This is a genomic window from Sporosarcina sp. FSL K6-5500, from assembly GCF_038005665.1.
In the GTDB taxonomy this organism is placed as follows: domain Bacteria; phylum Bacillota; class Bacilli; order Bacillales_A; family Planococcaceae; genus Sporosarcina; species Sporosarcina psychrophila.
In genome coordinates this window covers 2111693-2135324 of record NZ_JBBOTP010000001.1, presented here as the reverse complement: position 1 = coordinate 2135324, position 23632 = coordinate 2111693, and the positions used below count along the sequence as shown (strand labels likewise).

Here is a 23632-nt window from a genome sequence, read left to right as displayed (position 1 = left end):
GAATTAATACGATTCCCGGTTGATAAAGGTTCCCGAACTTCGGTATTATTTCAACAATGTCCATCCATCATTCTGTTCAATTCTGCCTTCTTTCATGAGTTTACCAAGTGCACGTTTGAATGATGCTTTACTCATATTGAACATTTCTTTTATCTCGTCAGGTGTTGATTTATCCGTGAAGGGCATACGTCCCTTAGCTTCATTCAAATAACGAAGGATTTTTTCAGCATCGTCTCCCTGACGCTCCTCTTTACGAGGCAACATCGATCCGTTCACTGTTCCATCTTCACGGACACCAATAATACGGACAGTCATTTCTTGGCCGAGACGAGGTTCACGTTCCTGTTCTGTATTGTGGATGAAAATACGGTAATTTTCAGGAATGCTAAGCATAAACGAACCAACTGGTAACAAGCGATACGCTCTTGCCTTCAAGTCCATGTTAAAGACGGAAGTAGGTGCTTCAATGATTTGTTCTAATACGCGTTCTTCTGTAGCAAGTCGGCCGAAAATAGTACCGCCCAAATCCATTCGAAGCGTCATATACAACGCATCGTCTACCTTCGGCCATAGAGCCCGCACTTTAGGCATATCATTTTTATTCACAAGCACTTCGATTGAAGAACCGATATCAACATAAACACCTTCATGGTCATCCACACGTATTACACGTGCCCAGCCAAATGTCTCAGCTGTCATGTGTGGAATCTGCATCGTCGCAGAAAGCTCTCCGCGTCTATTCATGTAAAGGAAAACTTTTACTGTATCTCCTTCTTGAATGTTTTCGTCTGCATCAGATGCATTCAACATAATATGTTCTTGTTCGCTATCGCCACCCAATATCCATCTTGAACCGTCTTGCTCCAACACTTCTAACTCCACCGCATAACCTGATTTTAGTTGTTCCATTATTTATCTACCTCTTTCTCCTGATCCATTACACGTAATTTTCTAACAAATTCTTCGTCTTGTCCCATCGCTTCGACCAGATCAGTTATTCGATCCATCGCATTCCAGCTTAGGTGATGTTCAATTCCTTCCACGTCCCCATAAATATTTTCTTCATCGACTCCAATAATGCGAAGAAACTGTTCAAGGAGATCATGACGTCGAACAAGTTTTTTTCCGAACGAAAACCCTTTTCCTGTCAATTCGAGACCTTTGTAGCGTTCATAAACAATATAGCCTTCCTTGTCGAGACGCTGAGCCATTTTTGTAACGGATGAAGGGAGAACCGCCAAGGATTCAGCTACATCCGATACACGTGCAACGCCTTTCGCTTCGATATGCAAATAAATCTGTTCAAGATAATCTTCCATACCTGGTGTTGCCAACTGTACCGCCTCCAGTATGTATACCCAGTCTCATTCCCAATCACTACTTTTCAAACGTCCCTAGTTTAACTTTTAATTGGCGGGGGTAAAGATAGAATACATCAGTAAAGGGGGAATTCACATGGGTCGAATTATATGGTTACTCATTGTAGCATTATTCGTGTTTTGGTTGTTAGGTCTCGTATTCAAGATTGGCGGAGGACTAATTCACATTCTTCTAGTCATCGCGGTTATTGCATTTATTTTCAATCTTATTTCCGGAAAACGAAGCGTGTAACGAAAGGGATGTCGACATTAGTCGGCATCCCTTTTTTAGTGTCTAGCTTCAGCGGCCAGACGCTCGGGTCATAAGCCAGACCAGCTAGGAAGGATTGAAGTGCATCCCTCCCGGGTAAAGAGCACCGCGTCGCCGGTCCGTTTTATGCCTGTCGCGTCTATACGGGCCGCTTCCGCTTTTCTTTAGTCTATTTTCGCATAGATGCATGTATTTCGTAAAACATTACCATCGGGTGATAAGGAATCTTGTTTCAAAATTCCTTCGAGGGTGAACCCTGCACGTTCTGCGACGCTACGACTTTTCATGTTTTCTTCATCACAACGAATTTCCACTCTGCGCGCTCCAAGCTTTTCGAAGGCAAATTTTTCAATATGTTTAACGGCTTCGGTCATATAGCCCTGGCCTTCAAATTCTGTAGCTAGCCAGTAGCCAATCTCGAATTTCGGAATCGACCAATCGATTCGATGTAGTCCCGATGAACCGACAAACTTCCCGGTTTCTTTATGGTAAACATGGAAGCGCAGGTCTTGTCTTGTGATGAAATTTGCAACTGCTTTTCGCAAGCTTTCTTCTGTCATATGCAGCTCCGGTTCCGGTTGCGCCCATGGCATCCACTTGCGAAGCGCAGGTAATGAAGCCCTAATCGCATTCCAAGCATCTGTTGCATCGCCAAGTTCAGGAGCCCGAATGACAAGCCGTTCTGATTCGAATGACTCCGCGAAATCCGGGATACGAGGGGATGCCGCAGAACCTCGTGACTTCTCTCCGTCTTCCCAAATCACAGGCGTTGTCGTTCCCGCCATGAAATCTTCCCGCGTAATACCATAGGTCACTGCATCATAATAGGAATGTTCTTTAGGCGAAAACCAAGCTTTCCGAAGATGTGCTTCCTTGACAAAGCCTGCACGTTCGAACGTTTTTCGCATCGCAAGATTATCTTGTCTCGTATGACCTTCGAGACGAATTTTCTTGCCTGGCAATCCGAATACATATTCCGCGACAAGTCGAAGAGCCTTCGGGCCGTAGCCATATCCCCTCGACATATCTGCAATACGTAAATCGAACAACGGAATTTCATCTTGCAAGTCGTAAATTTTTACGATTCCTACTTTTTCTCCGGCGTCATTTTCCACCCAAAACGTTTTGACTTCATCCGACTCATAGCCGCCCTCTTCGATTGTTTTTTCAATCAAATGACGTCCCGGATCAGAGTTACCGTGGTAAGGCCACGTATTAGTTGTCATGAAATGAATAAGTTGCTCCTGCTCTTCCATTGTCCACTCTTGTAAATACATTAGAATTCGCCTCCGTATAGAAACTACTTACTTATGAACGCGTAGCAACCGCAACGAGTTCAGCACAACGAGTAGCGTGGCACCCATATCCGCGAAGATGGCAATCCATAATGTCAGCCAACCGGGAATGATAAGAAGCAATGCTATAATTTTTAAGCCTAATGCAAACATAATGTTTTCTTTGATGATTCGCAATGTTTTTCGGCTTAATTTCATTGTATAAGGTAATTTCCCTAAATCATCTGCCATTAGTGCAATATCTGCTGTTTCCAATGCAGCGTCCGTTCCTGCTCCACCCATTGCTATACCAACTGAAGCTGCAGCTAAGGCAGGCGCGTCATTGATGCCATCACCAACCATGGCAACACGGCCATATTCGTCACTCAATTGTTTAATCGCTGTTAATTTGTCTTCCGGCATTAGTCCGGCGCGTACATCCGTAACACCGAGCTCAGCAGCAATTGCTTCTGCCGTTACTTGGTGATCGCCTGTCAGCATGACTGTATGACGGATACCTATACTTTTCAGTTGTTCAAGGACGTCACGACTTTCCGCACGTATGGGATCCGCCACGGCTAGCAGTCCGCTAAAATCAGTACCCGTGACAATCGCCATGACAGACTTTCCTTGTCGTTGAAGGGATGCCGCTTGCTGTAATATGTCTTCTGGCAATGAAGAAAGTTCTTGTGCCCAGCTTAGGCTGCCAATATAAGTCGTCATGCCATCAATTTCAGCATAAGCGCCTTTTCCGGTAACCGATTGAAAATTGGACACAGCGACTATCTGCGCACCATGTTGATGCGCGTAATCGACAACCGCTTTTGCAAGCGGATGCTGTGACATTGACTCGACTGCTGCGATTGCACTTAATAATTGCTCTTGAGCGATTTCTTTACCTACGATGAAATCCGTTACTTCCGGATACCCTTTCGTTAACGTTCCGGTTTTATCGAACGCAATAACGTCAAGTCTTCCTGTTTCTTCGAGGTGGATACCGCCTTTAATCAGCACGCCTTGACGCGCCGCGTTACCAATCGCTGTGACAATCGCAACTGGTGTAGAGACAACAAGTGCACACGGACAGCCGACGACGAGTACAGCAAGACCTTGGTAGATCCACGCGTTCCAATCGCCACCGAGTAATGGTGGTATTATGGCCACAAGAATTGCAATCACGATGATTGCAGGTGTGTAGTATTTCGCGAATTTATCAACGAACTTTTGAGATGGTGCTTTTTCTGCTTGCGCATCTTCTACGAGATGGATGATCTTCGCAATTGTTGTATCGCCGACAAGCTTTGTAACCGTTACTTCAAGTGCACCCTCTTCATTAAGCGTGCCCGCGAATACATTATCACCAGATTTTTTTTGGACAGGGATGGATTCCCCTGTAATCGCTGCTTGATTGACCGTAGATGAACCCGTTAGAACAGCGCCGTCCATAGCGATTTTCTGACCTGGTTTTACGATTAGAATATCGCCGACGATGATGTCTTCTGTCGGAAGTTCCATAAACGTTTCCCCTCGTTTTACGAGGGCGGAAGGCGGTGCAATATCCATCAATTGTCGGATGGACTGTCGTGCTTTATTCATTGAATAGGCTTCTAACGCTTCACTAACCGCAAACAGGAAGACGACAACCGCACCTTCACGCCATTCCCCAATAATGGCAGCACCAATAATGGCAATCGTCATCAGCGTTTTCATATCGAATTCGAAACGGACCAAATTTCGCAATCCTGTTTTGAATATGCTTGTTCCACCAATTACAATGGCAATTGCAAATAGGGCAATTGCTGCAGGATGTGTTTCAGCGTAACGAAATGACACATACATCCCTATTAGTAAGAAAAGCAATGAAAAAAGGGTAACGAGATTTTCTTTCCGTTTAAAGAAAGACGTTTTCGGCTCAATCTTCTTATTCTGAAGTGGGACAACTTTAATGCCGTCAAAAGCACCTGCTGCTTCGAGGTCTTCAATCGTTGCACTGCCACTAAATGCTAATTTTGATGCACCGAAATTCACTTGTACATCCTCAATAGAAGGCAGGTTTTTAACGTTTTTTTCAAACTTCATCGCACAACTGGCACATGTTAGATTCTCCAACCTATATTCTTTTTTCTCAACCGTTGCCATGCTCAACACCCTCTATCGTATGCTCGTGTGCGACTTTCACAAGTTGGTGGACGTGATCGTCTGCGAGCGAATAGTAAACCATCTTCCCTTTTCTCCTTGATTTAGCAAGTGCTTGTTCGCGCAAATAACGTAAGTGATGGGAAGCTGTCGCAACGGAAGAACCAATCACTGCCGCAACGTCACATACACACATTTCTTCTTCTAGTGTCAGCGAAAAAGCAATTTTTAATCTGGTTTCATCCGCCAACGCCTTAAATATCGCAACAGCCGCACCCACATCAGGGAGCGCCTTCTGTACCCGATTCACAACTTCTTCATGAACCGTTGTCACTTCACAAACTTCTTTTACCGTCATATTTACACCTCATTCAAATGGTTGTTTGATTAACTTTAGTATATGTAATTCCTCTTGTAATTGCAAGGCTAATCAAACGGTGCTTTGAATGTGAATTTCCGCTTGATTTATTACTCAAAAGAAGGGTTTAACAGATAGGCGTAGAAGACTTATACTTACTAACAATGTAACTTTACATGTCAGACATACGAAAGTAGGGATTCCGATGTATAACCGAATACTAGTCGCGGTCGACGGCTCAGTAAACTCGCACCGCGCAGCCAAACATGCCGCTCAACTTGCCTCGTTATGCCAAGGAGTGGCCGTTGAAATCCTTTATATCCTTGAGTTTGACCGAACACGTTCAGATGTACTTGATAATGCTAGCAGTGATGATCTCCATATCGATCGCAAGAAGCGACTCATGCCCATCGAGGAGGCTTTCGAGCAGTTTCAAATCCCCTTTAAGCTTGTCATCAAACACGGTGACCCTGGACCAATCATCGTTAATTTTGCCAATAGTGGTGAATTCGATCTTGTCGTTCTCGGTAGCCGTGGCCTGAATACTTTTCAGGAAATGGTGCTAGGCAGTGTGAGTCATAAAGTAGCAAAACGTGTGACAGCACCGGTTTTGATTGTTAAATAACAGAGGCTCTTAGCGGTGGATAAGATAATGCATCGGTTTACCCGCGTTTCCAAAGTTTCACCAAATTAAAAACGGGGCGCATTAGCGCTCCGCTTTTAACTTCAACGTATATCCTTCTTTAATGTCCCCATCCAAAACAGTTTCATGGTAATTACCATTCACCCAGTCATCTGCTTGATCGTGGAACCATTGCGATTTTATATGGCCACTTTGACCCGGCCCTACAATATGATTCGCTTTCGATAAATCGGACAAATCGGCAACAAAGCGCCAAGGTGCACCGTGATTTACAGTACCATCTGCCTGAAATGCTGCAGCCTGGACTGTAACATTCGAACCGCCGATTGCCTGTTTCTTCGGATTTAAGAAATATTCAAAGATTGGAGATGCGCCTGATAGAGCGTGCGGAAACTCCAACTGATGGAAATCTCCCCATTGCCAATCCGCGATTTTATCACCGAACAATCCTTCAATCTCTTCGATTGAATTTACAAATGAATCGAAGACCCACTTATCAACACCGCCATACTCTTCCACCCAGGCCCCTGGTTCACCCGCATAAGCGTCGCGCAACATTTTGTCGGTAATTGTCCCTTTCGCCGGCAGAAGCTCATAAACGTCCTCAGGCATCGTTGCACTGAGCATGCCAATTGGCAATTGTTTTATCCATTTATGAAAGACAAGTGGTGCCGCCGCATCTGCGGAATCATATTGATCCCACTCGCGAAGCATTTTTACAATTTCTTTGTACTTTCCGACAGCGGCGTCTTTCATTTCAATTGAACCAATCATATCGTCCAAGAACTCACGAGCGTATAAGTTCTTCTGATCCATCTGCAATTTCATCATATCTTCCGCCGTGAAATTATCTCCTTCGCGAAGCACTTCCGCTATTCGTTCATAGCGATAAGGCTGTGCCCAAAGTTTTGTAATATGATACGGATATGAATCGTCAACAATTTGATTATTTGCTGTGGCAATGAACCCTTCTTTAGGATTCACGACACGCGGTAATTCATCATATGGAATGTAGCCCGTCCAGCCATAATCGGAAGAGTCGCCTGGTACAGGCAATTGCGCATCCCCTTGTTTCCTGATAGGAATACGACCGTTCGCTTTATAAGCAATAGTGCCGTCATTCGCCGCAAACACAAAGTTCTGTGCTGGTGCATGGAAGTCTTCCAAAGCCATCTCAAAACTTTCCCAGTTGGAAGCTTTGTTCATCTTCATAATCGCTTCGAGTTCTTTTGTCGGTTCCAGTGCTGTCCATTGCATTGAAAACAGCGCGTTTGGATCTTCATCTTTGTAAAGAATGTCCGAAATAATCGGGCCATGTCGCGTAACCATTACTTCAAACGGTACATCCTCCTCGCCTTTTACAGAAATCGTTTCATCTCTTACCTCAGCCTGTTCCCATTCTCCATCATAGAGAAATTGTGTCCGATCTTCAGGATTTGGAGTTTCGATATATAGATCTTGTACGTCAGGTCCAACGTTCGTCACACCCCATGCAACGTCGTCATTATGCCCAAGAATAATTCCTGGAATCCCTGCAAAAATAACACCGCTAACGTTTTGTTCAGGTGATTGCAAATGCATCTGATACCAGATCGCCGGCGTATCAAGCCCGAGATGCGGATCATCTGCTAGAAGCGGTAATCCTGAAGCCGTTTTATCCCCCGACACGACCCAGTTGTTACTACCGTTGAATTCAGGCGGCACAAGACCAGGGTCGAACTGACCAGCCACAGCGACCGGATTCGCAATGTTAGCCTCAATAATAGAAGACGCATTTTCCGGATAAACGGTGAACAACTCCCGTGCTAATTCTTCCGAGAAATTATTCAACGCCCAATGCCTGACAGCTAAACTATCCCAGTTTCCGCCGAGGTCATAAGCCATATACTTACCTATCGTCAGCGAATCGATTTCTGTCCATGGTTCAGGCGTGTAGCCCAGGACCTTGAATTCATAAGGAAACTTCCCATCTCGCTCCGCCTCCTCAATGAATGCATTGACTCCTTCCGCATACCAGCTGAGCACCTTTTTCCCTTCCTCACCATAGCCGTCATAAGACGCTTCGGCCGCCGAGCGCAAGCTAAATGTACGGAACTTCTTATCCGTTCCAACAGCCACTTCCCCAACTACTTCGGATAATCGACCACTCGCTTGCCTACGAGCCATATCCATTTGAAATAAACGGTCTTGGGCTTGCACATAGCCTTGAGTCCTATACAAATCCGCGTCCGATTCCGCCGTTATATGCGGTACGCCAAACTCATCCCGGACGATTGTCACATCTTCATCTAGAATTTCCACACTTACTTCTCCATCAATAAACGGTTTCGACTTCGCTATGTAACTATTTACAATAAGTAGTACCACAATAGCCAAAACTATAATTGATCCAAACACCGACAACATAACTTTTGGCCATTTCCCCATCCGTTTCCCCTGTTTCACCATTTCACGCACCTTCCCTATCTCCCTTAATGGTATTCTACTATTTCATTTATATTCCTTCTTTCTCCAAACAAACCTTAGGGCAAAAGTGGTAACTCAACACAACCGATTATATATCCGCGATACCGAGCATAAACGAAACACAACCGATCATATATCCGCGATACCGAGCATTAACGCAGCACAACCAATCATATATCCCTCACACCGAGCATTAACACAACACAAACAATCATATCCCCGACACCGAGCATTAACGCATCACAACCGATCATATATCCGCGATACCAAGCATTAACGCAGCACAACCGATCATATATCCCCGACACCGAGCATTAACGCAGCACAACCAATCATATATCCGCGATACCGAGCATTAACGAAACACAACCGATCATATATCCGCGACACCGAGCATTAACACAGCACAACCAATCATCCATCCAAATCCCCTCAACAAAAAAGGATAGGACAGCCACTAACGGCCGGTCCCATCCTCTTCTATTTTATCCTTATGCAAAACCTCATATAATTCATCCTCAGTAGAAATATCCGCTAACTTCACATTCGACCGGTAAGCCGCTCGGACGATCAAATGTCCGGCAACCGGTGCAGTTAGAAAGACGAACACAATTCCTAAAAGAAGGCGTACACTTACGAAATGTTGACTAAACAAAAAGTAAATAAAAGCACCTGACAAGGTTAGCAAAACAGCGAGCGTCGAACTTTTCGTCGCAGCATGAGATCTCGTGTAGACATCAGGCAGCCGAAGCAATCCAAAGACACTGATTACGCTCGCAACTCCGCCTGTTAAAATCAGAAACGCGCCTACGAATTCACCTATCGTGTTTACGTTCAACGATAACACCCCTCTCGATGAATTTAGAGAAGGCAATTGTACCAATGAACGATAGAATTCCCAAAATAAGAATGACTTCTAAAAATGCTTTCGTGTTCATCACCACTGAAATTACGGCTATCATAGCAATCAAGTTTACACCAATCATATCGAGCCCGATAACGCGGTCCGGCATCGAAGGGCCGAGAATGATTCGTATGACAGCTATTGCAATCGTTATTGAGAATAATACGAGCGAAGTCGTCAGCATTGCTTGAATCATCAGCGGGTCACCTCCATGATTGCTCTTTCAAAGTTATGCAGTTGCATCAAAAGTCCATCGCGAGATTGTTCGACGTCCATCGCGTGAATAAACAGGACATTTCCTTCAGGGGATACTTCCATGACGACAGACCCCGGGGTCAGCGTCAAAAGCAACGACAGCATCGTCACTTCTGAATCACTCTCTAAGACTGTTTCATATTTAAAAATACCCGGTTTAATTTTCAGCTTTGGGCTAAGTATTTGTTTCAATACAACTACGCTCGATTTGGTCAATTCGGATATGAAGATGAAAAGCAGCTTGAATGTCGCATACAAACGGCGCAAGTAGAATTGCGTGCCGAAAAATCTATGCATGAAAAATATGATTCCTATCCCAACCAGGAAGCCGGCAAAGAAAGTCGTAAACTTTAGCTCATCCTCATCGATTAAGAGCATCCAGAGCAGAGCTATAAATAAATTCAACAGTAACTGGGCTGGCATTAGCCTTCACCTCTTCTTTTCGGTCATTGGACGGGATTGTCTTCGATTAACGGTTGTCATTCAAAACCGCGTCTATATAGATATCAGGATTTGTCAGTGTTCGGGCTGCATCTGAAACGTATGGCGCAAGTGCCTCTGCTCCAACTCCCAGCGCAATTGTCAGTACACCAAACAGGACGAGTGGAATAAGCATCCCTTTTTTAAGCGGTACATCGTCATCTTCATTGATAATCGTTTCGCCCCAAAAGCAGTTTAGGAAAATCCGCAGAAGTGAATACAAAACGAAAATACTTGATAGGAACGCGATTGCAAGCAAGACGAACGCACCCGCCTCAATCGCCCCTTGGCCAACGTACACCTTTCCGATGAACCCGCTAAGCGGCGGAATTCCCGCAAGTGACAGCATTGTGATGAAGAACAGCCACCCAAGTAATGGATAATTGCGAATCAACCCACTCATATTTTCAATCCTTGCAGTTCCAGTTAAGTAGATCATCGTCCCTGCGATAAGGAATAACAAAGCTTTAATAATCATGTCATGGATAAGATAATAAATAGACCCTTGAATCGCCACTTCTGTCGAGACAGCAAGGCCAACGAGTATAAACCCTACTGCAATGACGACGTTATAGGACACAATCTTCCGGATATCATTGTAGGCGATTGCACCAATACTACCGCCAATCATCGTGATTCCCGCCATAATGCCAATCATCAAATGTGTAACACCAGGCTCGTGATAAAAAATGAGCGTAAACACGCGGAACATTGCATAGATACCGACTTTCGTAAGCAAAGCACCGAACAAAGCCGCAACTACTGTCGGTGGTGCACTGTATGACCCTGGCAACCAGAAATATAGAAGTAGTCCAGATTTCAAACTAAATACAATGAGGAAGACAATGCTAATCACTGTCAACAGCGGCCCTTGCCCGACTTCTGCAATACGTACTGATAGATGTGCCATATTAAGCGTACCTACCGTACCATATAAGTACGCGATTCCAACGAGGAAAAACCACGATGACAGTACATTTATAGTTATGTATTTAATTGATTCGACGAGTTGAACTTTCCTGCCTCCAAGTGTTATGAGCACATAAGAAGATAGAAGCATAACTTCAAAACAGACGAATAAGTTGAACAAGTCACCCGTTAGAAATGAACCATTAACGCCCGCAATCAGGAAAAAAACGAACGGATAAAAGAACATATTCTCATGCGCTCGACCAATCGACGAGAACGCATAAATTAGAAGGATTCCTGTTACAATCGCTGTCGTCAATACAAGTAGCATAGAGAATGAATCTGCGACAAATGAAATTCCGTATGGTGGCAACCAGCCCCCGAAATCGAGCCGTAAAATACCGTCCGCCTGAATCATGTTCAAAATATAAACACTGATCGCTACGGTTGCTACGATTGAAACAAGACTGAACGCCCGTTGAACTTTCACATAAGGCCGGAGAAATACAAGTAAAATCCCTGTTAACAAAGGTATAATCATTGGCATAACTATAATATTATTCATCTTTGAACCCTCTCAATGCAGCGAGATTGTCCGACCCAGTCTCTTTGTATGTTCGATATGCAAGCACCAGTAAAAAGGAAGTCACTGCGAAACTGATCACTATTGCAGTCAGGATAAGTGCCTGTGGAAGAGCATCCGTGTAGCTCTCCGCATTTTCACCTAATAGTGGGACTGCTCCTTTTTTCAAGCCGCCCATCGTCATTAATAGCAAATGCACAGCATGCGACAGGATTGCCGTCCCTAAAATGACCCGAACTAGACTTTTAGATAGCAGCAAGTAGACAGCGACCGTTACAAGGACTCCAACGAGTATCGTTATTAACGTTTCCAACAGCTACACATCCTCACTAATACTTAAAATAATCGTTACAACAACACCGACAACAGTCAGTGCAACCCCTGCCTCAAACAGCACGACCGTCGCTAATTCCGTTTCCCCAAACACTGGCAAGTTGAAATGACTAGCCGTCTGTGTAAGGAATGATGCACCGAATAGAACTGACCCTAACCCCGTTCCGACTGCAAGCAATACACCAAACGCTGCAATCTTCTTGAAATCGAATGGGATGCCCTTATGGACTGTTTCGATATCGAACACCAAATAGAGAAGAACGAATGCGGAAGATAGGACGAGACCACCAATGAATCCACCTCCCGGATTATTATGACCGGAAAGGAACAATTCCACGCCGAACGTCAAAATGATGAAGACAACAATCTTCGTTACTGTCTGTAAAATGACATCATTAATCTTCAACGTCCTCGTCCCCCTTTCCAGCCTTCAGTTTAATCAATGTAAACACGCCAATACCGGCGATAAAAAGTACAACTACTTCGAGCATCGTATCGAATGCCCGGAAGTCACCCAATATCGTATTGACGATATTCTTTCCTCCCGCCAACTCATAAGCATCTTCAAAGTATACTGAAATCGACTCGAACATCTTATTGCCTTGTACGACGAGTGCAAGAACTGTAACAACCGTTCCTACCGAAATGGCAATAATGCCTTTGAAAACTTTTAATGACCTTGTCGATTTCTCCTTGCTCCATTCAGGTAAGAAATAGAAACATAAGAGGAATAACGCAGTCGTCACGGTTTCTACGATAATTTGTGTCAAAGCCAAATCCGGTGCCCGGAACACGACAAAGAGAATAGCAATTGAATAACCGAGAACACCATTTAACAGGATTGCCGTCATACGTGATTTTACAAAGATGATCGCAATACTCGCACCCATCATTACGAAGATGATGATATACTCGCTAACCGTAATGGGAGCATCGTTAGAAAAATCGATTGAAAACCCACCGGTCCATAACAGGCCGCCACCGACAGTTAGGATGAAAAAAACAAATATATATGCAAGATAATCCCTAAGGTATCCCGTCATATAAGTCCGAGTCAAGAAAGATGAAGCTTTCTCCGCCTGCGTCAACAAGCCGTTATACATAGAATCGAGATTCCAGCGCATAGGTGCAAGCGAGTAAACCCCGCGCCAATAACGAAGGAAGAAGTATAGCAATGCGCCCACTACGATAACACCAATTGTCATCATGATAGCTCCATTAAAACCATGCCAAGCAGTTATATGCGGGACAAGGCCTTCCGCACCTTCAAACGGAGGTAAAACCGAAGCCATTGCAGGCTTTAACAAATACTTTCCGACTACATTCGGGAAGAAGAAAATACCTACAACGAACAGTGCCAGAATCGACGGAGCAATCAGCATCCCAACTGGCGCTTCAAATGCTTTTCTATCAAGACGGTCCGGTTGATGTTTCCCAAGAAATGTCTGAAAAACGATAATCATGCTATAAACGAATGTCAACACGCTTGCAATCCAAGCAACAACAGGCAATAAGCTTCCCATCAGCGGCCCCATTGCGAAAATGTCGAGATTACGCACATTCAGTACGGATTCGAAAAACATTTCCTTACTAAGGAAACCGTTAAACGGCGGTAATCCTGCCATCGAAAAACTGCCGATAACAGCGATTGTAAACGTCACGGGCATGAGTGACATCAGTCCGCCAAGTCTACGAATATCTCGCGTTCCAACTTGATGATCGACAATACCAACGACCATAAAGAGAGCACCTTTGAACGTTGAATGGTTAATAAGATGGAACAAAGCGGCAAATGTCGCCTGTGTATAAATAACTGAGTCCGCGCTGTAGCCTTCGTTAAGCGCCGCTGAACCAAGTCCGAAGAGGCTCATGATCAGACCCAGTTGACTAATTGTTGAGTAGGCGAGCAATGCCTTCAGATCCGTTTGCCGCACCGCATTGACGGATCCCCAGAACAATGTAAATATCCCCACGCCAGTAACTGTATAGAACCACACCGCTTCCCCACCAAATACAGGTGTGAAGCGTGCGACAAGGTAAATCCCTGCCTTAACCATTGTCGCGGAATGTAAATAAGCACTGACCGGTGTCGGCGCTTCCATGGCATCTGGTAGCCAGATGTGGAATGGAAACTGGGCTGACTTCGTAAATGCACCAAGCAAAACGAGTAGCATTGCCGGTAAAAACAAACTTTCATTTGTATACTGACCAATTGTTGCAATGATTTCGCGCACACTGAACGACCCAGTCATTGTATGCAACATGATAAAACCAACAAGCATCCCTACTCCGCCAGATACAGTGATGAGCATTGACTTTTGTGCACCATACCTAGACTTTTTGCGGTGGTACCAAAATGCGATTAAAAGAAACGACGAAATACTCGTCAATTCCCAAAAAACATATAGCACCATTAAGTTGTCCGAGAATATTACTCCAAGCATCGAGCCCATGAACATCAAAAGATAAACGTAAAAACGCCCTAATGCTTCGCGTTCAGACAAATAATATATGGAATAGAGAATTACGAGGCTCCCTACCCCAGTAATTAAAAGGCCAAAAATCATACTGAGACCATCTAGATACGTCGTAAAATTGATCCCAGCAGAATCAATCCATTTAATCGTATGTATATATGTTTTCCCTCCTGCAATCGCGGGAATGAAACTGGCAAGATATATGAATAGGACGAGTGGAACGGACATGACAAACCACCCGATATTGCGACTGCGCACCCTCTTATAAATGAACGGGACGAGTAGAGCAGCCAAAAACGGGATAAAAATAGCTATCGTTATCGCCAACAAATGCAAACCTCCAATACTAAACAGATTAAGAAAAGCGCAAGGCGCGGTTTAGCCCCGATAAGTAGAAGGGATTAAGTTCGGACCCTCCCTACTGGTAATCTTGAAGATAAAGGCGTACTAAGCCTTTTCAGCCAGACCAAGGCTAATGGAAGGAAGTCTGAAGTCTAGACATCGGCCCATGTAGAAAAATTTGTACCTTCTTACCTTTTAAAACAGTTGTAATAAACCACCTGAAAATCTACAGAAATACACATTCCATATTATGTATTACTTGTAAAACTCATTATTATATTGGGCAAACTTGACCTTCAGCGTGACTGGCGGGATAATAGGGAGCTATAGATAATAGTATTAGGGGAAGCTCAAAGAGATTACACAATAAATTATACACTATTACCATACTCTTAGCACTTTGAAGCATTCGCATCTTGTCAAATCGTTCATTTTCATATATAATTGTTTGGTTTTCAATCAGTACTAAACTTCTAACATGAATTCGACTAACCAAAATATAATTAAGAGGTGACTACCGTCATGGGCAAAGTAAAAGGTCGTATGGACGAGAGTATTCTCGTTTGTGTCTACTACGGTCCAAATGGTGAGCGTCTCATTAGGCGCGGACATAAAATTGCAACGATCATGGATTGTCCAATGTATATTTTAACAGTGGACCCGCTTCCTTATGATGAATTTGACGCGGAAAAATCCGAATATATCGATCGTTGGAAAGAACTCGCTGAAGAACTTGAAGTAGAAGATTTCATAATCCGGGATAATGAAAAACGTACTTCCGCAAAAGTTATTAAGGAAGTAGCTCATACACATAACATTACCCAAATCATTCTTGGGCAAACTGCTCAGAGTAGATGGGAAGAGATTACTAAAGGTTCGTTCATGAACGTATTGTTACGAGAAATCACATTCGTTGACTTCCATGTCGTTTCTGTCGATCGCGCCATCAGAGACGAGATTGACGGCATGTTCGAAAAAGGCGTACGTGCCTACTTAGTCGAAGACAGTAACGGTTTCCGCGTCAACTTCACGCTTTCAAAAGAAGTTCGCTTTGAAGGTATTTTCTTCAAAGAAGTTGGAACTGACTTCAACAATGGGATCTTCAAATTCATGAGTAACAATAAAATGTGCCAAGTGCACATTACAGACGACCAAGTAACCGACCCTGCACTGCTCTCTTGTAAAAACGCCAGATGATAAGAAAAGCGCAAGGCGCCTTTTAACCCCAACAAGCGCTGGAGAAAAAGGCGATCTCTGCCTTTAAATAAAGGACTGAAACTCAAAGAAGACAGTCTAAATTTGCGACTTTGTGTTGAGATTGATGCCTGGAGCCTAAACACTGCTCTACGTCAAAAAACATATAGTTTCCTAAAAAAACAAAAAAGCGGATAGCCCAATCATGGGTCATCCGCTTTTTGTTATTCCGTTATTTCTTCGCCGACGATTTTCACTTCAAGTTCCAGTTCAACGCCGAATACTTTTTTCACTTCCGCTTTCACCATGTTAATTGTCTGAATGTAATCGGATGCGGTCGCATTATCTTTATTGACGATAAAACCAGCATGCTTCAATGAAACTTCTGCTCCGCCATGCCCTTTTCCCTGAAGACCGCAATCTTGAATAAGTTTGCCCGCAAAATAGCCCGGTGGTCGTTTGAACACACTTCCGGCCGATGGATACTCAAGCGGTTGCTTTGATTCACGCTGGAAGGTTAAGTCTGCTACCTTCCCATCAATGACACCCTGGTCTCCTTGTGCGAGTTGGAAATCTGCCGAGAGAACGTAGTAGCCCTCTTGCGATATAATACTCTTCCTATAACCGAGTTCAAGTTGTTCTTTTGAAAGAACTAACCGCTCTCCAGCTTTCGTTAACACTGTTGCCTGCACAATTATATCTTTTATCTCCCCACCATACGCGCCGGCATTCATCGCCATTGCGCCCCCGATGGAGCCTGGAATTCCACAGGCAAATTCGATACCCGACAGTGTAGTCGCTGCCGCACGTTTTGAAACGTCAATGATTAGTGCCCCCGCCTCGGCATGCACAAGTGATCCTTCAATCCTTATCGTATTGAGTTGTGACAAGTGAAGGACAATTCCTCTTACACCGCCATCCCTGACGACCATATTCGACCCGTTTCCGAGTAATAATAATGGAATATTATTTTTATATGCGTAACGTACTGTCGCCTCTGTTTCATCTATTGTTCCAGGTATGACAAGAAGGTCTGCAGCTCCTCCAAGTTTTGTCATCGTGTATTTACATAGTGACTCGTCAATTAATAATGTACCTGTTGTAATTGTTTTCTGAAGTTCTTCATACCATTGATGTTTCGACATCAACATTCAATCCTTTCAATTTAAAGCTTTTCATCTTTAATAGTATGCTTGCAAACTTATACTTTGACAAGGAATACTAATTAGAATAAAGGTCTTACTATTCACCTTATTCAAATTAAATTCGTTTAAATACCTTGACTTCAAGATACTTATCGAATATAGTAAGAACATAACTTATTCAGAGAGGAAGTTTTTCCAATGACAAAATGGACAGTAGACGCTTCACATACAGGTGTTGGTTTTTCAGTTAAGCATATGATGGTTTCTAAAGTAAGAGGACGTTTTACAGGCGTAGAAGGTACAATCGAAGGGAATCCTGAAGATTTGACGGGTGCTAACATCAACTTCACAATCGACGCTACAACAATTCATACAAATAGCGACGATCGTGACAACCACCTTCGTTCTGCTGATTTCTTCGATACAGAAACATTCCCGACAATCACATTCGTTTCAACAGATATCGTAAAAAAAGGCGATAACGAATATGACGTTACTGGCGATATGACAGTTAAAGATGTAACGAAAAAAGTTACATTCGAAGCTGAGTATGAAGGTACAGGTAAAAACCCTTGGGGCGTAGACGTAGCTGCTTTCGAAGTCGAAGGGAAAATTTCAAGAAAAGAATTCGGTCTTACATGGAACCAAGCGCTTGAAGCAGGCGGCGTTCTTGTAGGTGACGACATTAAAATCACAATCGATTTACAAGCAAACCCAGCTCAATAATAACAAAAGCGCAAGCGCCTGCTAAGCCCCGACAAGCGCCGGAAGGCTTGAAGGGAAAGGCGTTCTTTGCCTTTATCAGCAAGCCTGAAGCGACTCGAGGGGCTAGGCGCTGGAGTCTAGACGTGAAATCTCTATGTTGTAACTTATCCTAGTTCGAGATTTTATAATTTAATAAATAACTTAAAAAATCGGCCATGCGATCATTATGATCACATGGCCGATTTTTTATTTCTTTTGTTTAAACTTCTTCTTCCGCGGCTTGTCGAAGTGCATTTGCAAATGCTTCTGCCGGCTGCGCTCCTGAGATTGCATATTTGCGATCGATAACGAAAAACGGAACACCTTTCACACCTATTTGCTGGGCTTCTGCGATATCCATTCTTACATCATCTGCAAACTCATCAGAATCAAGAACTGCTTTCGCACGGTCGCGTGAAATTCCTGCTTCTTCGGCAATGCGAAGCAATACGTCTTCTGCACCTATTTTTTCACCATCTATGAAATGAGCTTTCAGTAAACTTTCCGATACAGTCTTATCGAAACCTTCCTGTTCAGCAAGTTTCGCTAGACGGTGTGCATTAAATGTATTCGCTGGCGTCATTACGTCAAAGTTATAGTTCAGACCCACAGATTTTGCCTGGTCAACTACATTATCAGTCATCTTCTTCGCTTCTTCCACACTCATCCCATACTTCTTCGCAAGGACTTCTGTCATCAGTGTATCGGATACTGCGGGCGAATTCGGATCTAGTTCATATGCTTTGAAAACAACTTCAGCCTTTTCCCCAAGACCAGTTTGCTCTAATGCCTCTTCTAATCTGCGCTTTCCAATATAACAAAATGGACAAACATAATCTGACCATATTTCAATTTTCATTTTTCCCGCCACCTTTCATACTCTTCATTTTAAATTCAATCAAAGAAGGGAACAATGAATATGCTTACTACTATTTCAAGCAGACTTGACGGAGGTTATTTTATGTCCAATTCATTATGGCTTAGTACTGCATATCCACGTGAACCATATCCAAAACTTGAGGGCGATGTCACCTGCGACGTCTGCATCATCGGGGGCGGACTAAGTGGAATTGCAAACGCCTATTTTCTAGCTAAAGAAGGGAAAGATGTTATCCTTCTCGAAAAAGATACAATCCTTGCGGGAGCTACGGGCAACTCCACGGGAAAACTGACTGCCCAACATGACTTCGTTTATGCAAAGTTACTAAAACAGTTTGGACGAGACAATGCAAAAATGTATTTTGAAGTGAACGAAGAAGCCGTTCAATTTGGGAAATCTATTGCAATAAAAGATGAATTAAAGGCAGCTGATTCTATTCTTTATTCTCAATCTAAGCTTGGCACTGAATTACTCCGTTATGAGATGAATGCATACAAGGAACTTGGCATCCCAGGTGAACTGGGGAGGAATTCTGAATTACCGATTCAGATTGACGCAACACTTACATTGAATAACGAAAGTCAGATTCACCCTGTGCGATTCGGACAACATCTTGCGCGTCTTGCGGTTGAAGCAGGAGCGCGTATTTACGAACATTCGGATGTTTTATTAATGGATTTAAAGAAACGTCTACTTTCTATGAAATCGGGACATGAAGTTCAATTCAAGGAACTAATATTATGTTCACACTACCCGATTGAAGCACTGCGTGGGCTACAAATTATGAAATTGTCTGTCGATCGGTCTTATATCGTCGCGGCAGAAGGTGATATGCCACTTCGCGGGCAGTATATTGCAGTCGATGAACCAAAACGGTCCATCCGAACGGCACAAATCGATGGAAAAACGTATTTTCTGCTGTCTGGGGAAAGTCATCAGGCGGGAATGGAAAGCGATACACAGATACATTACAATCGGCTTTACACCGATTTGCAAGATGTGTATAACCTCTCTCCCCTGACTCATGGCTGGTCCGCGCAAGACCCGCAGACACCCGATCTGATTCCATACGCGGGAATTATTTCTTCCAGCATGCCTTACGTCTATTTAAGTACGGGATATCGAAAATGGGGACTATCGAATTCAATGGCGAGCGCCCGGATTATCAGCGATCTAATTGTCGGCAAAGAGAATCGTGCTTCCGAACTTTATTCGCCTGATCGAACAGGGTTTGGTACATTCTTACTGCAAGCTTTGAAAAATACTGGGCTTGTCTTAAAAGAGTTTACTGGCGGTCATATTACACGGACGGACTCCCCCATCTGTACGCATATGGGCTGCCGGACGAGGTGGAATGCCGGCGATGAAACATGGGATTGCCCGTGCCACGGCTCACGCTTTCGAAAAGACGGCTCCGTCCTCGAAGGCCCTGCGACGAAACCACTTGATTTGAAATAGGATATGGCTATCATAACTAATCCGAGATACCAGCTCATCCTCAATTAAAACAAAAAGGTTGCAATCCACTTTACGCGGACTGCAACCTTTTCCTATTCACTTCATATCATTTCAATGCTTCAGTCAATACTGGAACAATTTGCATCTTACGGGAGACGACACCTTTCAATGTTGCCGTATTGTTCACGAGTGTAACATTGAATGCTTCGCTAGCGCGCCCCGCTTCTTTACCAAGTGCCAATACGATTGAGTCGTTGTTCAATATGTCAGTTACGACAAACAAAAACAGGTCGAGCCCTTTTTCAGCAATGACACGGTATAGAAGGTCTTCCAAATCGGCTTGACGATTCATAACATCATTGATGTCAATTGCATTCACTTGTGCAATTTCAATCTTCACTTCATTGATACCAAATTCTTTCGCATCAAGTTTCACAAGGTCTTCGAGCGTTTTACCACTTAAATCTGCACCAGCTTTCAACATAGCCAGTCCATATTCTTGTGCATCCACACCTGTGATAGCAATCAATTCTTCAACCGCAGCACGGTCTTGGTCTGTATACGTCGGTGACTTGAATAATAGTGAATCCGAAATAAGTGCAGACAGCATAAGCCCAGCAATATTTTTCGGTATTTCAACACCGTTTTCTTTATATAGTTTGTTTAAAATCGTTGCCGTACATCCTACCGGCTCTGCACGGTAATAGAGAGGATCGTTCGTTTCAAAGTTAGCAATTCTATGATGATCGACAACTTCGATTACTTGCACATCATCAATATCATCCACACTTTGCTGTTTTTCATTATGGTCGACGAGAATGACTTTCGCTACTTCTGGCGCGGCTTTTTCGATAAGACGTGGCGCTTCAAAACCAAAATATTCAAGCGCATATGCCGTTTCATTCGTTACATCACCGAGTCTTACTGCTTCTGCATTCATTCCCAATTGCTGCTTTAAATACGCGTAACTGATTGCCGATGAAATTGAATCGGTATCAGGATTTTTATGTCCAAAAACAAAAACTTTTCCCATGAAAAATAGCCCCCTGTTTTTATATTCTTTTTCATTTTATCATAATGGATGGTCAAACAAAATCGCTTTGAGCTCATCTTTATTAATGATAAAATCTGCCACTGTATAGTTATCTAAAACTGCTAAATAAGCATTCAACGCTTCGTGTAATGCACCTTTTAATCGGCAAACCGGGGAAAGAATACAACTATTCGACTCAGAATTAAAACATTCAACAAGATGAAAATCATCTTCCGTCCTTCGAACTAGTTTTCCAACGTTGATGTCTTTAGGTTCCACTTTCATCCTGATGCCACCACCACGACCGCGTATCGTTTCGATTAACCCCATCTTCCCAAGCTCGTGCACTACTTTCGTCAAATGATTTTTCGAGATATTGTATGTATCTGAAATTTCCTGGACCGTTGATAATTCCCCTGGCTCTTTTGCTCCCAGATAAATTAAAACACGCAACGAAAAGTCTGTGTACATCGTTAGACGCATAACTTCACCGCTCTTTCAAATACCATTATAACGTTTGTGGCAATTACGTGAAAGAAATGTGACTAACTTTCTAACACTCTCTAAAGATGTATTATAAATATATCTTTAAGCGCTTTTATAGTTTAAGCTTGAGTTAACAACTACGAAAGGTCGTGCTACAACATGCTATCACAAGAAACCATTACCATTATCAAATCAACCGTACCTGTATTGGAGCAACACGGTAAAACAATTACAACAGTGTTTTATAAAAATATGTTCGAGGCTCACCCTGAACTGTTGAACATCTTCAACCATGCCAATCAATCCCAAGGACGTCAACAAAACGCACTTGCAGGACTGGTTTACGCGGCAGCTGCAAATATCGATAACCTCAGCGCTGTTTTACCTGCTGTCGTTCAAGTTGCGCACAAACACAAATCACTCAACATTACACCAGAACAATATCCAATCGTCGGCTACTACCTATTAGGCGCTATAAAAGAAGTATTAGGTGAAGCTGCAACTCCTGAAATTATTGGTGCTTGGGGAGAAGCCTATGAAGTTATCGCAGGTGTCTTCATCGGTATCGAAAAGGAAATGTATGCCAAAGCTGAGGAAATGGATGACGGCTGGAAAACATTCAAAGACTTTGTAATCGCGGATAAAGTAGTTGAAAGTGATGTTATTACATCATTCTATTTAAAACCTGTTGATGGCAAAAAAGTACCCTCATACAAACCAGGACAATACATCACGTTACGTGTCACAATTCCAGGCGAAGACTATATCTTGAATCGCCAATACAGTTTGTCACAAGCACCAACAGGCGACTCCTACCGCATTTCTGTTAAACGCGAAGATGAAGTCACACCGAACGGTAAAATGTCCGTTAACCTTCATCGTGAAATGAATGTCGGTGACACAGTTGAAGTTAGTGTTCCAGCGGGTGTATTCCACCTTGATATGGAAAGTAAAAATCCAGTGACACTTATTAGCGGCGGTGTTGGTATCACGCCAATGATGAGCATGTATGAATCCATCGCCAAAACAACACCAGAACGGCCGGCTGCATTCCTACATTCGGCACGTACACGCAAACACCAAGCATTCGATGCAAAATTACGCACGTTGAATGAATCTATGCCTAGTTCCACATATGCCGTGCTCTACTCAGATGAGGGGGATGGCTTTATCAACCCCGACTTCCTTGCCGCTAACGTCATTGAAGGCAGCGATATCTTTGTTTGTGGGCCAACACCTTTCATGCAAGCTGTCATTAAAGGTCTATATGCACTCGGTGTTCCAGAAGAAAAAATAAACTTCGAATTCTTCGGCCCTGCTGAGGAACTAGAACTTGTAAACGCATAATCCGTGACACCTGTTGTTTAGCCAAGAGTAACCAGTGACTAACATGATCAGCTACTGGGCGCTACGTGTATAGTTGACTTTGGATTGTTTAGGATTGAATGACTTCTATACGATTACGGAATTTCTGGATGTGTAGAGATGCGAATTTGTCGCATCCCTACACATTTTTTCGGTAATCGTATGGTGATCCTTCATCCTTCGCGCTCCAAATGCATAAGTACACGAAGTGCTAAAGCTTTTCGGGACGAAAGAATAAAGGGGCATCTACCCGGATAAAAGCCGCCAAAGATGCAATTTTGGCGGCTGATGCTTTCTTTAGGATTTTCACTTCTTTACTAGTAAAGAAGTGTCGCTTTCTATAAGGTCTCACATAATTACATGCAGAATCTTTGCTAAAAGTAAGCAAGGAACCAATTATACAAAGTGCAAGAGTGCCCGAAATTGCATCTTCGGACACTTACACTCTCCATAGAATGTCATCTATTCTTTTCTTCCAAAACTACTGCATTTTTCACTTGAACATTGAAGGAACGCGACAGGCAACTATTCGCAACAG

23 protein-coding genes are annotated in these 23632 nt (G+C 43.3%); 6 read left to right on the top strand and 17 right to left on the bottom strand.

Translation table 11 applies throughout. The annotated features are described in order from the left end of the window. Positions 1-45: 45 nt before the first annotated feature. Together MKX62_RS10045 and mntR are read right to left on the bottom strand one after the other, a co-directional pair. Complete coding sequence (locus tag MKX62_RS10045) at positions 46-909, bottom strand: CvfB family protein (RefSeq protein WP_340741336.1); 864 nt, start codon at positions 907-909, stop codon at positions 46-48. Then, on the bottom strand, positions 909-1334 hold the full coding sequence (gene mntR / locus MKX62_RS10040; RefSeq protein WP_067205228.1) for a transcriptional regulator MntR: 426 nt from the start codon (positions 1332-1334) through the stop codon (positions 909-911). Before mntR ends, MKX62_RS10045 begins: the two co-directional genes overlap by 1 nt. Positions 1335-1455: 121 nt before the next feature. Between mntR and MKX62_RS10035 the strand changes: the two genes are divergently transcribed. Further along, a complete protein-coding gene (locus MKX62_RS10035) occupies positions 1456-1611 on the top strand; it encodes a lmo0937 family membrane protein (RefSeq protein ID WP_370569949.1) in 156 nt (51 codons plus the stop codon). 182 nt (positions 1612-1793) lie between these two features. On the opposite strand, the gene MKX62_RS10030 is transcribed toward MKX62_RS10035, so the two are convergent. Genes MKX62_RS10030 through MKX62_RS10020 form a run of 3 tightly spaced genes read right to left on the bottom strand, consistent with a single transcriptional unit; the run spans position 1794 to position 5397 of the window. Beyond that, complete coding sequence (locus MKX62_RS10030) at positions 1794-2906, bottom strand: GNAT family N-acetyltransferase (protein ID WP_067205225.1); 1113 nt, start codon at positions 2904-2906, stop codon at positions 1794-1796. Positions 2907-2933: 27 nt separating this feature from the next. Continuing rightward, positions 2934-5042: a heavy metal translocating P-type ATPase gene (locus tag MKX62_RS10025; RefSeq protein ID WP_340741335.1), complete on the bottom strand. Its 2109-nt coding sequence runs from the start codon at positions 5040-5042 to the stop codon at positions 2934-2936. Continuing rightward, on the bottom strand, positions 5029-5397 hold the full coding sequence (locus MKX62_RS10020) for an ArsR/SmtB family transcription factor (RefSeq protein WP_067205220.1): 369 nt from the start codon (positions 5395-5397) through the stop codon (positions 5029-5031). The genes MKX62_RS10025 and MKX62_RS10020 overlap by 14 nt, the downstream gene beginning before the upstream one ends. Before the next feature lie 205 nt (positions 5398-5602). Here MKX62_RS10020 and MKX62_RS10015 point away from each other — a divergent pair, with 205 nt between their 5' ends. Next, complete coding sequence (locus MKX62_RS10015) at positions 5603-6022, top strand: universal stress protein (protein WP_067205217.1); 420 nt, start codon at positions 5603-5605, stop codon at positions 6020-6022. An 81-nt stretch (positions 6023-6103) separates the two neighbouring features. Here MKX62_RS10015 and MKX62_RS10010 read toward each other — a convergent pair whose 3' ends face one another. The 8 genes from MKX62_RS10010 to MKX62_RS09975 all read right to left on the bottom strand — a co-directional run bounded on the left by MKX62_RS10010 (position 6104) and on the right by MKX62_RS09975 (position 14777). After that, positions 6104-8488 (bottom strand): penicillin acylase family protein, encoded by a 2385-nt coding sequence (locus MKX62_RS10010; protein ID WP_340742571.1) that lies wholly within the window; start codon positions 8486-8488, stop codon positions 6104-6106. Positions 8489-8963: 475 nt separating this feature from the next. Continuing rightward, positions 8964-9344, bottom strand: a complete 381-nt coding sequence (locus MKX62_RS10005; RefSeq protein WP_067205214.1) for a Na+/H+ antiporter subunit G — start codon at positions 9342-9344, stop codon at positions 8964-8966. Next, on the bottom strand, positions 9322-9606 hold the full coding sequence (locus MKX62_RS10000; RefSeq protein ID WP_067205211.1) for a Na(+)/H(+) antiporter subunit F1: 285 nt from the start codon (positions 9604-9606) through the stop codon (positions 9322-9324). The genes MKX62_RS10005 and MKX62_RS10000 overlap by 23 nt, the downstream gene beginning before the upstream one ends. Continuing rightward, on the bottom strand, positions 9606-10088 hold the full coding sequence (locus tag MKX62_RS09995) for a Na+/H+ antiporter subunit E (protein WP_067205208.1): 483 nt from the start codon (positions 10086-10088) through the stop codon (positions 9606-9608). The genes MKX62_RS10000 and MKX62_RS09995 overlap by 1 nt, the downstream gene beginning before the upstream one ends. Before the next feature lie 46 nt (positions 10089-10134). After that, entirely contained in the window at positions 10135-11619 is a 1485-nt protein-coding gene (locus MKX62_RS09990; RefSeq protein WP_067205205.1) for a Na+/H+ antiporter subunit D, read from the bottom strand. Beyond that, the gene (locus tag MKX62_RS09985) at positions 11612-11950 is read right to left on the bottom strand and encodes a Na(+)/H(+) antiporter subunit C (RefSeq protein WP_067205202.1); all 339 of its coding nucleotides are present in this window, start codon (positions 11948-11950) and stop codon (positions 11612-11614) included. Before MKX62_RS09985 ends, MKX62_RS09990 begins: the two co-directional genes overlap by 8 nt. Before the next feature lie 3 nt (positions 11951-11953). After that, positions 11954-12376 (bottom strand): Na(+)/H(+) antiporter subunit B, encoded by a 423-nt coding sequence (locus tag MKX62_RS09980; protein ID WP_067205198.1) that lies wholly within the window; start codon positions 12374-12376, stop codon positions 11954-11956. Further along, positions 12366-14777: a Na+/H+ antiporter subunit A gene (locus tag MKX62_RS09975; protein ID WP_197485357.1), complete on the bottom strand. Its 2412-nt coding sequence runs from the start codon at positions 14775-14777 to the stop codon at positions 12366-12368. The genes MKX62_RS09980 and MKX62_RS09975 overlap by 11 nt, the downstream gene beginning before the upstream one ends. A gap of 534 nt (positions 14778-15311) precedes the next feature. Here MKX62_RS09975 and MKX62_RS09970 point away from each other — a divergent pair. Continuing rightward, positions 15312-15986, top strand: a complete 675-nt coding sequence (locus tag MKX62_RS09970; protein ID WP_067205195.1) for a histidine kinase — start codon at positions 15312-15314, stop codon at positions 15984-15986. A 221-nt stretch (positions 15987-16207) separates the two neighbouring features. Here the strand turns inward: MKX62_RS09970 and murB are convergent, their stop codons facing one another. Then, complete coding sequence (murB, locus tag MKX62_RS09965; protein ID WP_067205193.1) at positions 16208-17128, bottom strand: UDP-N-acetylmuramate dehydrogenase; 921 nt, start codon at positions 17126-17128, stop codon at positions 16208-16210. A gap of 198 nt (positions 17129-17326) precedes the next feature. Here murB and MKX62_RS09960 point away from each other — a divergent pair, with 198 nt between their 5' ends. Beyond that, positions 17327-17854, top strand: a complete 528-nt coding sequence (locus tag MKX62_RS09960; RefSeq protein WP_067205190.1) for a YceI family protein — start codon at positions 17327-17329, stop codon at positions 17852-17854. A gap of 238 nt (positions 17855-18092) precedes the next feature. On the opposite strand, the gene MKX62_RS09955 is transcribed toward MKX62_RS09960, so the two are convergent. Then, complete coding sequence (locus MKX62_RS09955; RefSeq protein ID WP_340741334.1) at positions 18093-18731, bottom strand: DsbA family oxidoreductase; 639 nt, start codon at positions 18729-18731, stop codon at positions 18093-18095. Positions 18732-18833: 102 nt separating this feature from the next. On the opposite strand from MKX62_RS09955, the gene MKX62_RS09950 reads away from it, so the two are divergent. Next, the gene (locus MKX62_RS09950) at positions 18834-20210 is read left to right on the top strand and encodes an FAD-dependent oxidoreductase (protein ID WP_067205185.1); all 1377 of its coding nucleotides are present in this window, start codon (positions 18834-18836) and stop codon (positions 20208-20210) included. Positions 20211-20316: 106 nt separating this feature from the next. Here MKX62_RS09950 and MKX62_RS09945 read toward each other — a convergent pair whose 3' ends face one another. Together MKX62_RS09945 and MKX62_RS09940 are read right to left on the bottom strand one after the other, a co-directional pair. Further along, a complete protein-coding gene (locus MKX62_RS09945) occupies positions 20317-21243 on the bottom strand; it encodes a manganese-dependent inorganic pyrophosphatase (protein WP_338653784.1) in 927 nt (308 codons plus the stop codon). Between the two features lie 39 nt (positions 21244-21282). Beyond that, entirely contained in the window at positions 21283-21726 is a 444-nt protein-coding gene (locus MKX62_RS09940) for an RrF2 family transcriptional regulator (RefSeq protein WP_067205180.1), read from the bottom strand. A 162-nt stretch (positions 21727-21888) separates the two neighbouring features. Between MKX62_RS09940 and hmpA the strand changes: the two genes are divergently transcribed. Then, positions 21889-23076, top strand: a complete 1188-nt coding sequence (gene hmpA / locus MKX62_RS09935) for an NO-inducible flavohemoprotein (RefSeq protein WP_067205177.1) — start codon at positions 21889-21891, stop codon at positions 23074-23076. Positions 23077-23632: the final 556 nt, after the last annotated feature.

Excerpts from the sequence above, each read along its gene's own strand:
- MKX62_RS10020 (WP_067205220.1), bottom strand. The coding sequence starts at position 5,397 with ATGACGGTAAAAGAAGTTTGTGAAGTGACAACGGTTCATGAAGAAGTT.
- MKX62_RS10030 (WP_067205225.1), bottom strand. The coding sequence starts at position 2,906 with ATGTATTTACAAGAGTGGACAATGGAAGAGCAGGAGCAACTTATTCAT.
- MKX62_RS09995 (WP_067205208.1), bottom strand. The coding sequence starts at position 10,088 with ATGCCAGCCCAGTTACTGTTGAATTTATTTATAGCTCTGCTCTGGATG.
- MKX62_RS10045 (WP_340741336.1), bottom strand. The coding sequence starts at position 909 with ATGGAACAACTAAAATCAGGTTATGCGGTGGAGTTAGAAGTGTTGGAG.
- hmpA (WP_067205177.1), top strand. The coding sequence starts at position 21,889 with ATGCTATCACAAGAAACCATTACCATTATCAAATCAACCGTACCTGTA.
- murB (WP_067205193.1), bottom strand. The coding sequence starts at position 17,128 with ATGTCGAAACATCAATGGTATGAAGAACTTCAGAAAACAATTACAACA.
- MKX62_RS10010 (WP_340742571.1), bottom strand. The coding sequence starts at position 8,488 with ATGGTGAAACAGGGGAAACGGATGGGGAAATGGCCAAAAGTTATGTTG.
- MKX62_RS10015 (WP_067205217.1), top strand. The coding sequence starts at position 5,603 with ATGTATAACCGAATACTAGTCGCGGTCGACGGCTCAGTAAACTCGCAC.
- MKX62_RS10000 (WP_067205211.1), bottom strand. The coding sequence starts at position 9,606 with ATGATTCAAGCAATGCTGACGACTTCGCTCGTATTATTCTCAATAACG.
- MKX62_RS09950 (WP_067205185.1), top strand. The coding sequence starts at position 18,834 with ATGTCCAATTCATTATGGCTTAGTACTGCATATCCACGTGAACCATAT.
- MKX62_RS09960 (WP_067205190.1), top strand. The coding sequence starts at position 17,327 with ATGACAAAATGGACAGTAGACGCTTCACATACAGGTGTTGGTTTTTCA.
- MKX62_RS09990 (WP_067205205.1), bottom strand. The coding sequence starts at position 11,619 with ATGAATAATATTATAGTTATGCCAATGATTATACCTTTGTTAACAGGG.
- MKX62_RS09945 (WP_338653784.1), bottom strand. The coding sequence starts at position 21,243 with ATGGGAAAAGTTTTTGTTTTTGGACATAAAAATCCTGATACCGATTCA.
- MKX62_RS09955 (WP_340741334.1), bottom strand. The coding sequence starts at position 18,731 with ATGAAAATTGAAATATGGTCAGATTATGTTTGTCCATTTTGTTATATT.
- MKX62_RS09940 (WP_067205180.1), bottom strand. The coding sequence starts at position 21,726 with ATGCGTCTAACGATGTACACAGACTTTTCGTTGCGTGTTTTAATTTAT.
- MKX62_RS10025 (WP_340741335.1), bottom strand. The coding sequence starts at position 5,042 with ATGGCAACGGTTGAGAAAAAAGAATATAGGTTGGAGAATCTAACATGT.
- MKX62_RS09970 (WP_067205195.1), top strand. The coding sequence starts at position 15,312 with ATGGGCAAAGTAAAAGGTCGTATGGACGAGAGTATTCTCGTTTGTGTC.
- MKX62_RS10035 (WP_370569949.1), top strand. The coding sequence starts at position 1,456 with ATGGGTCGAATTATATGGTTACTCATTGTAGCATTATTCGTGTTTTGG.